The following is a 12571-nucleotide window of genomic DNA, read 5'->3' on the forward strand; positions in this document are numbered from 1 at the left end:
GGCGTCGTGAGGCACAATCGCGATGAGGACCGTAATCGGTACAGGTGTTCGCCACCTGTGTATCTACAGAATGACCTAGCGCGACATTATTCTCAGACTGACCTGGCAGCGGACCGTCCCCCGACGAAATCCGCGCCCTCCCCCCGATGAGCACCACACTAGATTCTCACATTCGACGCCCGATGTCACCACCCGGGCGCGATGCGTAGTCCCTATACGTACGATCCGGGCACTCGAGGCGCACCGGCCGTACGTCGTTACCCCTGAGGGGTCACAGGTTTCGAGACAGTCCGTGCCATAGACTGCGCTGACGTTGGGCTCGTCGTGCTGGATTGGGCCTTATTCACCACACCAGTGACACCAATCTCTGAGATCTCGGCAGCGTCCGGGACCGGCAACGCCGTAATCCAGACCAAGACATATTGCGTATGAGCAGGAACCGACGACGTCGACTTCTCTGCGCCCGGCGCGGCAGATTGTCGTGCCGCCTTGGGGATATCAATCGTTGTGGAACCATCCTCAAGGTCGGCCGACGCCAGCTCCGTCGTATCCTCTACAGTCGCCGGCGTCGCTGAACCAGCGGCACGAATCTCCACATGCGTACCGCTCTTCGCGCCATCGATACGCAGCGAGGTCACCGTCGCAGGCTCCGGCAGCGTCATCATGATCCCCATGCCGGACTTCACGGAGGTAGCGGAGGAGCCCAACTGCGCCTCGTATTCATCGGAACGCCACTCCGTCGTCCCATTTCCGTCGATAACCAACGGAACCATGTCGGGGTTATCAGGAGTGCCCCGCCCATTCTCCGGAGCCCAATACGCGGCCGCCGTCGGGGTAATCGCTTTCGCACCATCGCCCTGAGTAATCGACGATCCAGCACGCCCCAACGAACCCGAGTTCAGAGGGCCATTATCGCTGCGGTTAATCTTGCCCACCACATACGTCGCGATTAGCGCGGCTGCCAGAACCACAACGATGGCCAGCGCACCGATGCCCGCAATACCAGTGGGCCGGCGCGATGCCTCACCGAAACCAGGGCGAGCCTCAGGGTTCGGGGTGGACTCATCAACAGCATGAAGCTCCGCATCGCCCAAACCCGTCCGACGCAGTCGATCCGCCAGCGTCTCTGCATCGGCCGACCGAGCGTGCAAAGCCTCATCCTGCAGCTTCGCGATGTCCGTCGGCACTGGATCCACATTCTCTAGCAGCAAACTCAGAGCAACGCCGACGCCGTGCACATCTTGGCCGTACGAGTTATGTGGCATAACTCCGGGGAAAGCCAGCACAGCTTCGCCCGACGAACTAATCCGCAAGCGGTCACGATGATCAATTCCCAATGCCGTATCCAGCCGATGCGCGGTCACTGCCGCCTCAGCCAAACCAGCACACGCGAATGCCGCCGCGTACGGATCCGGCCGTCCTTGACCAACAGCAGCCAAGGCAGAACCCGGGGTCCAATCCGCCACCACAATCGCTCCCGCAGAGTCGCGAATAATGTGGCGGATCTGCGCCAGGCCAGCACACTTCGCCTCGTAGAGGGCGGATGTGCGGTCAATAATACGGTCAGTCGTATCGCGAGCAGTGCGGTAATCGTCGATACCCGGAATGCGCATGGTGTCGATGATTGTCAGCGCGACTTCCCTGCCCGAAGCTTGCTCGCGGGCGTGCCACAAGCGCATGGCATTCGTTCCGCCATGGTCGGCCAACAATCGGTACCGGCCATTCGCAACGGCCGCCCCCGGCACGAGCTTAGGCCCGCGCACAAACCCAGCCGACATGGGAGGCAAACCAGGCGAGGCCGTCGACAAGGCAGTCACGTTGTACGTATCCGCAGCATCTGCCGCGTTCGGAACACCGACCATGTCCTCTGGCGCAGGCTGCCGCACCGATACGAACCGACGCAGACCAGGTACGCGGGCCAACGCGCGGCCGAAAATGGTGATTTCCTCCAGGCCAGACTTCGCCAGGATCAAGCCCGCGACAGCCACCAAGACGATGCCGTCCAAACCAGTGCGCATCAAGGTCGCCACCTTCGGGAACTGCATCAGCCAATCCCCGCGCAGCACCAGATCCAGCAGCCAGCCGGCGAGAGCGCCAACTAGGGACGCAGCGAGCACCCACGTCGTTGACCGCATCACCTCACGGCCACGCAAGGACCCCAATGAACGATGCAGCAACACCGCCCCGACGATCGCACCCGTAATGAAGCCGAACCCGTTGGCAGCCGCCAACAACACAACCACAAAATCAGAGCGGGTGGCTAAGAACGGTGCCAAGTAGGACAGAATGACCTTGGTCAAAGTGATCGCAATAATGATGAAGGTCGGAGTCCACGCCTGCTCACGGGCATAGAAGACGCGCAAGTGCAAAAGAACAATCGAGTACGGAACCAGTGTGAAGGCACCGAAACTCAGCGTCCACCCCAATGTTTCCGCCGACGACGCGTCGAAACGACCCCACGCGAACAGCGCGCTCGAAATGGTGGTGCCAAAGACCGTGAAATAGACAATGACCGGGATCAACGCCATCAGCGTGATCTTCGTGGCCATCGTTAAATCACGGACAACGCCCTGGTTGTCACCATCGGCGGCGTTGCGCGACAAACGAGGCATAATCGCCGTCAACAATGTCACACCGATCACGCCATAAGGCACCTGCAGCAACAACCAATGCTGCTGGTAGATGAACAACGCACCGGGATCGGCCGCCGACGCAATACGGTTGGTGAAGAAATACCCTGCCTGGGAAATAGCGACATACACGACGATCGCCAAACCCATGCCGGCGAACTGCTTGACTCGGTCGTCGATGCCCCACAGCGGGCGAAGGTCAACCCCGGCCATCCGTAGATACGGAAACAACATGAGCGCCTGAACCACAACACCCAACGTCGTACCCGCGCCCAACAAAAGGATGTGAGGATCGGTGATCACCACGTGCTGGGTTGGATCCAATGACCCCGGAAGGAACCAGTACGCCAGAAGGACAACCAACACAATGGCGTTATTGACCACCGGAGCCCACGCGCCGGGACCAAAAATCCCCTTCGTATTCAACACAGCCATGAGCAGCGCAAAGAGGCCATAGAACAGAATTTGTGGCAACAGGAGATAGGCAAAGACCGTCGCCATCGTGACATTGACCTTGCCGTTCGCGTCCAACGACAGCTGAACAAGCCACGGCGCTCCGAGGACGGCGAGCACGGTCACCCCAACTAGCAGGGCCGACGCGACCGTTAGCAAGCGTCGAATGAATGCAGCGCCGTGGTCCGCATCCTCTTTCTCTGCGCGCACGAGAACGGGAATGACGAGCGACGTCAAAATTGCGCCCAGGACGATCTCCGTAATGAGGTTCGGCAGAGTGTTCGCACTGGTGTAGGCCGACGCGACCCCAGCGCCCATGGTGGAGCCGATGAGGAGGTTACGGAAGAACCCCGTGATGCGGGACAGCAACGTGGCGACGGCCATCGTTCCGCCGGCCCGGACAACCTCGGTGTCGGTACTCGTGGGTGGCTTGTCCTCACCATCACCTGTGCCTGCCTGGGGTGATGCGTCTCCACTTCCACCCTGGCCCTGCTGGGGCTTCACCGCGGTGGCTGTCGCCGTCGATGACGAGGCGCGGTCAGGGGATGCTGCTGTGCTCCCCCGTGCTCCTTGCTCACCGGACCGGTCGGCGCGTGGCCGCTCATTGAGCGTGGAGAGGTCGGGGCCAGCCTGCTGGGTCGGTTTCTTCCTTGGCTCCGGCACTGGAGCGGGAGGCCTGGGGGTGACGATCCGGCCACGTTGTCCAGCACGTGCCCGAGGAGACGCCGCGGTGTGGCGCGGTTGGTGCTCGGGCTGCTCTGGGGAGCTTGGGTTCTCGTCGGTTGAACTCACCTTGCCCATTGTTGCCGACTTGCTTAACGAAGTGGAATCGACATGCCCGTTAGCGCTGTGAATTGGGGATACTAACGCGGCGAATACGATCAATCGTCACAAATGTGATCGCGAAGCCACGCCATGATCGATTGCTGCAGCGATCGTTCTTGAGCAGGGAGACAGACCCGGCCAGAACTCCCACCATCACTAAGAAAGCGAGAGGTAGTCCGTAGAAAACGACGGGTATGGGTAGACAGGTGGAAAGCAATACTCCGCCGTAGAGAGTTGCGACGCCGAGAAATAATCCACACAGAATTCCTGAAAAGACGGCTCTTTCTCTCACGATAAAATCCTTACCCGTCAATTTATCGTGGTCAGTTCACAAGACGACAACCTACATGCGTGTTCGCCGTTCCCGCAGGATAAGGCCGATTCCAGCGATCGTGACGAGGATTCCCCCCACGGTCAGAACACCTTTCCAGGAGATACCTGGGGCAGATTGAATGGCGACGGTGGTGGGTTCAGACAGCGCCTGATTATGGTCGCCCGCTAGCCATAGTTTGAGTTTGGTTTGTTTACTCCGTGCCGCGATATCAGCATGCACCTGGAGGGTAACCGAACCACGGGCAGGCAACGTTTGTTTCAGCTCGTCAAGCTGGACGTTCGACGGGCCCTGCCATTGGAGCGATGCCTTGACCGGGAGGGGTAAACCATTGCGCGCCACGATCAAGATCGGCGATGAATCCGACGTCCGCGTGTACACATTGCCCGGAGGAACGAGCTTCACCGAGGTCAAAAGGTTGTGAAGCATCGCCTGGCTTTTATCCAACAGCGTGTCCGAATACTGGGTGACGGTGTCGTATTTCTTTTCACTCCGTCGGCCGTCGTCAGTCAGTGCCCGAAGGAGATCTGTCCGTAACGGCGATGTGAAATTAAACCGCGTGAGCTCAATCCGATCATCATTGCTCATCATGGTGGTGAGTCGTGTGATTGACGACGCCTGCGTCGCTACCCGATGTATATCGTCGCTGCTTACCGCGCCGGGATCGTCATACGGGCGGTTCACACTCCCCGTGGAATGTGGAGTTTGGGACGTGATAGCGGAGAGTGCGGTCGGTGTGGCGTCGCCACCGAGGAGTGTGCCAACCGCGTCTAGGAAAGCGGTGGCGTCTTCTTGGCTGGCTGTCCACTGCGCGGGAGGCGTGGCAAGGATAGGAGTGCGCGATTGAATCGTTTGCCACATGACGGCAATGGCGTCCTGCATACGCGCATGAGAGGAATCAAGCGTCTCGTGATAGCGAGTCAAAGGTGTGGAGTACGCGGCCGTTTCGGGTGTCCCCCCGGTTGCCGCAAGAGTGGCCCCCACGTCTGCGTTAAATGGAATGGCTGTCACACCGTGACCAACGTCGACAAGTTTGTTCTCCCACGTGGGTTGGTCTTGTTTATCTGAGTCGTCATCGCGTGAACGAGCCCCGGAATTCCCACCAGCCGAATCAGCGTTGTCGGAGGAAGAACTATCGCCCGGTGCCGTATCAGATAGTTCTCCATTGTTAGGGGCAGGGCTTGTAGACAGCGAGTTATCCGCAACGAGCGTCGTGACATGCGGATCATGAGGAGGCCACGAGGCTGGCCGTACTGTGTTCGTAGACGCGTCGTCAGAAGTGAGAGTAACTGGATTGGCCTGTGGTTCCTCCGTGTTGGGCGTGTCATCAGATTTATCGGTTTTTGCGGCTCCTTGCTCAAATTGCGAGTTAAGGTCGACGGGCTCCCCATTGGTGTAGGCGTTAGCTAACGACGGTATGGCATCTTGGTTGAGGTAACCCGCGCCGGGAATGGCGATGTTGCTGAGTGTGCTAGTACCAAGGATGGCTTGAATGGTCGCATCCCCGGTTGAGAGCGTTTGTGTAGCTAACCAAGGGTCTTTGGTGGCTGCGACGGCACTAAGGTTAGCCCCAGAAGTGGGCAGCGACACCACGCACCCACCGGATGCCGTGTCTTTGAGTTTCTTCAGCCACCTCTCAGCGTCGCCAGTGCCCTTGCCATCGCGCGTCTTCGTTCGATTGGAGGACCCCCAACTATCCCGCAGGCGAGTGGTTTCACTCACGGCGCTGGGCCTCTCATTGGCCACCGAGTAACCGTGAGTCATTCTCTCCACTGTGGTAAGCAGATCGGGATCGATGGCTAGACAGCTCGCTTCTTTAATGTCGTTATTTTTGTTGGCCGCAGTAGCGTAGGCCGACAACAAGCCATCGAGCCGACCTCCACGAGCGAGCTCATGAGCGAGTGTTTCGTCGCTCAGCAGAAGCGGTGCAGAGTCAGGGGCTTCACCAGTTTCACCAGGAACGATGGCCGAGCGGCTGGCAAGTGGCCAGAGGAAAGTAAATGGTACAGGCTGATTTTCAGTAGCCGGTTTATTGTCAGTGTCCGGTTTAGTTTTATCCCGGACGGGAAGTAAGAACCTCGAAGAACCCTCATACGACCCCGCCTGGGCGCTGATCACGATGGGGTAGGTCCCTGGGTCAGTTATGCCTAAAGGTGTCGCCTTGCCACTCCCCTCCGTGATCGGAAGGTCAAAAGTCAACGTGGTGGATTCACCAGGTTTGAGAGTGACAGCGGCGTTATCGCTCGAGGAAGCGGTGGATTTATTGTCCTTGGTTGACTCGCCTTTTTTGGTCGATTCGCCTGCTGACGTTGACCCCGTAGATTGCGAGTCATTGGCCTGATCGTGATCCACAGCCCCGTTGATGAGCTCGTGGTTAAACACATCTTTGTTATCCGCCAACCGGAGCCGAGCAGATGCGGTGTCGACGACGGCATCGGAGCGCGACAGAGAATATGTAATGGAGTCGAGGGTGCTCGATGTTGAATTCGTCAGCTTCACCGTGAACGCAACATGTCCATCGATCGTGGCAATCGTCGGATCAAGCTGGGAAATCGAGACATCAATATCGTTTTTGGAGTGCCCGTCCCGTGCCGAGGGGTTGGTCCATTGCGTCGATTCCGCAGCCTGGGCCGTAGGACCCTGATGCCCTGTTTCGGTGAGCGTCGCCGGGAGAATTCCGACGGCACAAGCTACGGCACAAGCGCTGCACATGCCTAGGATGCGTGTGCCCCACGGTTTCACCATGGCGTCATCCTTCCCTCCGCATGGGCTTGACGTGCGAGATCCGGCAGAATCTCGTGTGCGCGCCGGGCCAATTTCCGTTCATCCCCGTAAGCTAGCCGTTCAACGAGTTCAGAGGCAGGGGCCCACGTAACCTCGGTGACTTCAGGATCATCATCATTAAATATGCCGTCCACGTATTCCAACAGATGGTGGTGGACCGTTTTATGGATGCGGATTCCGTCGGAGACGAACCAATAGTCAATAGTTCCCAGGTCCGCGAAGACACGTCCGGTTAATCCGGTTTCTTCCCACACTTCGCGCTCGGCGGTCGTGGTATGGTCCTCGCCTTGTTCAACGTGACCTTTGGGGATGGACCATAGTAGTCGCCCACGTCGGTCAAGCCGCCCGATAAGGCATACATAAATGCGATCCATATTCACAATCCCGGCGTCGTCAACAGCTTCGGCTAATCCAGAGACGACGAGCCCGCCGGCGGAGGTTTCTTCCGAGGTAGGCATGTAGACGGAAGCGAGGGCGCGAGATTTATTCCGCCTGGTATTTCGTGCCCCGCGGCCGGAGCGTTGGTCACGTGATCTACCAGGCCGCGAACGCTTCCCAGCATCGCGCGAGCTGTTTCGTCGCGATGCAGTAGCACGCTTCTGGTGTGGCTTGTTTTTATCTCGCGACGAATTTTTATCTCGCGACGAGCCGTTGCCCTGACTGTGGTTACTGCGCGGTGTGCGAGGCTGATTGTCCTTTTTCTTATCGCCATCATGACGATTGTTTTTCGAGCTCGAGGTGCTGCGCCGGCGTCGGCCTCCGTTAGTGCGCCGCGTGCGCCGTGGCGATCCGCCGCCCCCCGTGTGGCCAGCGTCGGACGAGTGATGGCTCGCTGACTGTGGCCGTGTGCTCCTACTCATTCTTTTCAGGATAGAGGCCGATGAACCCATGTGGGTAGATGGGCCAGTCATCACGCACGTTCATTGTGGATAAGTGGTCACGTGTGGATAACTCGCGTCATAATAATCGGTGGGGGCTAGATCGATCTTGGCGACCGGTACGATATCTGACATGGCTGGTTCGTCCTCACTATCCCATTCGCATCCGTCCTCTTCGAGTCCTTCTCATGACACGTCCGTTGTAGAAGCAGAGTATTTGGCACGCGCGCATAGAGACTTAGCCTCATTAGTCCCCGTGATGACACCGCTCGCCAGGGCCTTTAACGAAAAGGATTGTGATCTCTACTTGGTTGGAGGTTCAGTCAGAGATGCTCTTCTAGGGCGCTTGAGTAGTGATCTTGACTTTACGACGAATGCCCGGCCGCACGATATCCACCGGCTGTTGGAGAGTACGTGCGACGCCGTGTGGGATACGGGCATTGACTACGGCACGGTTTCGGGTCAACGGAGTGGCCAAGATATAGAAGTGACGACTTTTCGCGCCGACACCTATGACGGTGAATCAAGAAACCCGGAGGTCACCTTTGGTGATTCCTTGGACAAAGACTTAACCCGCAGGGATTTCACTGTCAACGCGATGGCTGTCGAGGTTCGCGGCGATGGATCGCAGGTGTTTCACGATCCGCTTCACGGTTTAACCGACCTCGTTCGCGGTGTCCTCGATACACCGGACGATCCCGCGATTTCGTTTCACGACGACCCACTCCGGATGCTCCGGGCCTGCCGTTTTGTGTCCCAACTGGGGCTACGCGTCGCTCCACGTGTGCGTCAGGCAATGGAGAGAATGGCCGAGGACATCCAGCGGATCACAGCGGAACGGATCCACGCTGAGCTGGATAAATTAATCCTCGGGGATCACCCGACTGATGGGATTGAACTGATGGTGGACGCCGGGCTGGCGGACTACATCATTCCCGAAATCCCTGCTATGCGTATGACTCGTGACGAGCACATGCAACACAAAGATGTGTATGCCCATTCGTTGCAGGTGCTACGCCAAGCCATTGACCGTGAACCCGATGGTCCGGATTTAGTCCTGCGGTGGGCTGCGCTGCTCCATGATTGCGGAAAGCCCAGCACGCGCGCCCCCAAACCCGGTGGAGGCGTCACTTTTTACCACCATGATGTGGTGGGGGCGAAAATGGCCCGTAAGCGATTCAGGGCATTGAAATACAGTAAGCAGTTCATCAAAGATGTCTCGGGATTGATTTATCTGCACCAGCGCTTCCACGGCTATACCGAAAAAGCATGGAATGACTCCGCTGTTCGTCGCTATGTGACCGATGCAGGTCCACTTTTGCCCCGGCTCCATCGGCTCGTTCGGGCGGACTGTACAACCAGGAATAAGGCGAAAGCCCGACGTTTACAGAGGTTGTACGACGATCTCGAACGCCGTATTGAGGAGATTCAGCATAAAGAGGATCTTGCTCGCATCCGTCCAGACCTTGACGGAAACGACATTATGACGATCCTAGATATTGGGCCAGGACCGATGGTAGGAAAAGCCTGGAAGCACATGAAGGATGTTCGCCTGGACCAGGGGCCTCTAGAGCGCGAAGACGCCATCCTAGAGCTGAAAAAATGGTGGACTGAGGAACAGGAGTCAGAGGAGCAACATTCATGAGTGATATCTACAGTGATCGCCTGTTCAATGGGTTGAGTAAAACACCGCCGGAGGCGGGAATGTTGCTGGTCTCTGCACCAGGAACGGTGTCCGCAGAACTGACCCGTTCCGTTATTTTCCTTCTCGACGTTGGCCCCGATGGTGCCGTCGGCGTTGACCTGACAGAACGCACAGAGATGGCAACACACAACGTCCTGCCCCAGTGGACGCCCCTTATTACTGCCCCGCAGGTGATTTATCTCGGCGGTCCCGTGGGGCACAACACTGTTCTTGCCGTCGGAGTAGCGAAACCAGATACCGCTATCGACGACACCACGCTGTTCTCCACCACAGCACACCGATTTGTCACGGTTAATTTAGATGCCGACCCCGATGACGTGAAAGGGAAGCTTCACGGTCTTCGCATGTTTGGCGGATACGCCGGGTGGGGGCCAGGACAACTCAATGCCGAGATCGAGCGGGGGAATTGGTACGTTGCGCCTGCATTAACCGAAGATGTCCTCGCACCCGCCAATGTCGATGTCTGGGGGCAAGTTATGCGTCGTCAAGAGCAGCCACTCCCCCTCTTTGCGACTTACCCTATCGACCCGAACGAGAACTAAACCGACACCCCGCACCCGTAGAGAACATGTTATGGACACACCACCACACAGCGGATCACCGCAGGACAACCCCGCACACGGCGGTACGGTAAACCACGATATCCGTCAAGGTCTAGCCGAAACCTGGGCAATTGGGTTGGGGCTTATTCCGCTTGGGCTTTCCTTTGGTCTTCTGGTCGTTCAGTCAGGTTTCGCCTGGTGGTGGGCACCAATATTGTCCACCATCATCTATGCCGGATCCATGGAGTTCCTGGCCATCAGCCTAATTAGCAGCGGGATTGGGCTGTTTTCCGCTGGATTAACAGCGCTAATGGTGAACTTCCGTCACGCGTTCTACGGCCTTACGTTCCCTCGCCACGCGATTAAAAGCCGCGCCTGGCGGGCCTATTCCACGTATGCGTTGACGGATGAGTCCTATGCCATCGCATCGACATCAATGGCGAAAAACACCTCGATTAGCGGAGTCCACGTTCTGACAATCCAGGTCGTTGTCCAAGCCTTATGGTTGGCGTCGGGAATAGTCGGTGCCCTTGTCGGGCAGTACATTCCCACCATCGACGGGATGTCCTTCGCCCTCGTCGCCCTGTTCATTGTTCTCACCATGGAGTCATTTTCTGCGAATCCCGACTGGTCTTTACCAAACCTCGCCCTGATCTGCGCGGCCGTCGGATGGCTAGTGTCAGAACAATCTCTCATGGTTATCGGGTTAGGGCTCTACCTTGCGGTGCTTCTCGTGCGCTTTTGGTCTCCAACTGTTGACGACACCCTCACGCTGCGGTCTAGCCGTGACCAGTTTGAACCCATCGATGGTGAAGGGGAAACACAACGATGAATCAAACGCTGGCTTATGGTGACTACGGGCTACCCGAAGGTGTGTCACTGTCTCACACGCTCGCGATGCTGTTCGTGATCGGTGTCGTCACCGTTGCTTTGCGCGCATTCCCATTTCCGTTTATTGCGCGTTTGCGGGGATCGGATTTCGTGGCCCACCTCAGCCGAACCATGCCCGTGGGCGTAACCATGGTGCTCATTGTCTACACCGCTGTGGAAACATCGCATGACAGCGGCGGATGGTGGCCTGTCCTTGTAGCCATCGCGGGAACGTGCCTGCTCCACGTGTGGCGGCACAGTGTGACGCTCTCAATTTTCGGTGGAACCGCACTCTACGTTGTGCTTCTCAACGTTGTGGCGTAGCGGCGTCCACCTTGGCCGATTCGTCTAACTGACGCGCGTATCGGCTCGCGCGCACAGAGCACACCATCAGCTGAATCTGATGAAACACCATCAACGGCAAGATGATCACCGCAGCGCTCTGGGGAAAAATGACGGCTGCCATAGGAAGGCCCGTCGCCAAAGACTTTTTAGTGCCGCAAAACTGAATGGCTACGCGGTCGCCGTAATCGAAGCCGAAACGTTGAGCCGCTGTCCACGTCAGCCACAGCATCAGTTCCACCAAGATGAGAGACAGCAGGACAACGATCACCAGCTGCCACCACGCGATCGACGTCCACACCCCCAACACGATCCCCTCCGAAAATGCTCCGTACACCACGAAAGCGATGGATAGCCGGTCCACGTTTTTCGTCACGGGACTTGCCGACATCGTCGCGATTGGGCGCCACAAGCGTGCGACCTGACCAAGGATGAACGGCACAAGGAGCTGCAGTGCGACGTCGATAAACACACTACCGGACACATGGAAGCCTGAACCCGACATGAAGAACATCACGAGGATGGGCGTGATCACGACACCTAACAGATTTGATGTCGACGCACTGACGATGGCGCCCGCGACATTCCCCCTGGCAACTGACGTAAATGCCACCGAAGACTGCACGGTTGAGGGTACGAGGCAGAGGAATAAAAACCCGGCATAAAGGTTGTGCCCAACCAGGTGTTGAAGTGGGAAGAGCGCGATACCGATGACCGGAAACACGACGTAGGTAAAAACCAGAATGAGGGTATGAAGACGCCAATGCTTGAGACCCTCGACAGCCTCTGCGGGTGAGAGGCGCGCGCCGTAAAGGAAAAACAGAAACGCAATCGCCCCCGTGGTGACGGTGTCCCACGCGCTGGCAAAAGCCCCCTGAGCAGGGAAAAGGATAGCGATCGCCACTGCTGAGAGGATCATGACGATCAACGTATCGGGCCGCCAGGAGGCAATTTTGCGAATATTCACGTCACTATTCTAAAAACCTTCGCACCGGGGCGAGGGGTATGGAGGAAAATAGCCCTCGCGGCCGGAAAAGTACCACTAGTGCGAAAGAATTGGATACCTGCGTACAAAGCGATTCGGTTAGGTTTTCTAGGTGCACGCCGCGGGTGAGTGAGAACTACATGTGAAGCGCCAACACACTTTCAAACGAGAAATAATTAGTGTGTCGAAACCGTTGTGTTATTATTTCGCTCATACGTTTTTCAGT

Annotated in this window: 9 protein-coding genes; 4 read left to right on the plus strand and 5 right to left on the minus strand. The window is 57.5% G+C overall.

What is annotated here, in order from left to right; all coding sequences use genetic code 11:
* Positions 1-257 precede the first annotated feature (257 nt).
* The 4 genes from I6J23_RS03625 to I6J23_RS03640 are packed head-to-tail and all read right to left on the minus strand — an operon-like array spanning position 258 to position 7883.
* Positions 258-3875 carry a murein biosynthesis integral membrane protein MurJ gene (locus I6J23_RS03625; RefSeq protein WP_204582566.1) on the minus strand — a complete coding sequence of 1206 codons (3618 nt, stop codon included), beginning with the start codon at positions 3873-3875 and terminating at the stop codon, positions 258-260.
* A gap of 49 nt (positions 3876-3924) precedes the next feature.
* Positions 3925-4200, minus strand: a complete 276-nt coding sequence (locus I6J23_RS03630) for a hypothetical protein (RefSeq protein ID WP_204582567.1) — start codon at positions 4198-4200, stop codon at positions 3925-3927.
* Positions 4201-4251: 51 nt separating this feature from the next.
* Positions 4252-6984 (minus strand): hypothetical protein, encoded by a 2733-nt coding sequence (locus tag I6J23_RS03635; protein WP_204582568.1) that lies wholly within the window; start codon positions 6982-6984, stop codon positions 4252-4254.
* Entirely contained in the window at positions 6978-7883 is a 906-nt protein-coding gene (locus I6J23_RS03640; protein WP_239454977.1) for an NUDIX hydrolase, read from the minus strand. The genes I6J23_RS03635 and I6J23_RS03640 overlap by 7 nt, the downstream gene beginning before the upstream one ends.
* Positions 7884-8034: 151 nt before the next feature.
* Between I6J23_RS03640 and I6J23_RS03645 the strand changes: the two genes are divergently transcribed.
* The 4 genes from I6J23_RS03645 to I6J23_RS03660 are packed head-to-tail and all read left to right on the plus strand — an operon-like array spanning position 8035 to position 11342.
* Complete coding sequence (locus tag I6J23_RS03645; protein ID WP_239454978.1) at positions 8035-9546, plus strand: CCA tRNA nucleotidyltransferase; 1512 nt, start codon at positions 8035-8037, stop codon at positions 9544-9546.
* On the plus strand, positions 9543-10148 hold the full coding sequence (locus I6J23_RS03650) for a YqgE/AlgH family protein (RefSeq protein ID WP_204582570.1): 606 nt from the start codon (positions 9543-9545) through the stop codon (positions 10146-10148). Before I6J23_RS03645 ends, I6J23_RS03650 begins: the two co-directional genes overlap by 4 nt.
* Positions 10149-10179: 31 nt before the next feature.
* Entirely contained in the window at positions 10180-10980 is an 801-nt protein-coding gene (locus tag I6J23_RS03655; RefSeq protein WP_239454979.1) for an AzlC family ABC transporter permease, read from the plus strand.
* A complete protein-coding gene (locus I6J23_RS03660) occupies positions 10977-11342 on the plus strand; it encodes a branched-chain amino acid transporter permease (RefSeq protein ID WP_204582571.1) in 366 nt (121 codons plus the stop codon). The genes I6J23_RS03655 and I6J23_RS03660 overlap by 4 nt, the downstream gene beginning before the upstream one ends.
* Here the strand turns inward: I6J23_RS03660 and I6J23_RS03665 are convergent.
* Positions 11326-12327 (minus strand): bile acid:sodium symporter family protein, encoded by a 1002-nt coding sequence (locus I6J23_RS03665; protein ID WP_204582572.1) that lies wholly within the window; start codon positions 12325-12327, stop codon positions 11326-11328. The genes I6J23_RS03660 and I6J23_RS03665 overlap by 17 nt on opposite strands.
* Positions 12328-12571: the final 244 nt, after the last annotated feature.

This window comes from Corynebacterium kroppenstedtii (assembly GCF_016894245.1).
Lineage (GTDB): Bacteria > Actinomycetota > Actinomycetes > Mycobacteriales > Mycobacteriaceae > Corynebacterium.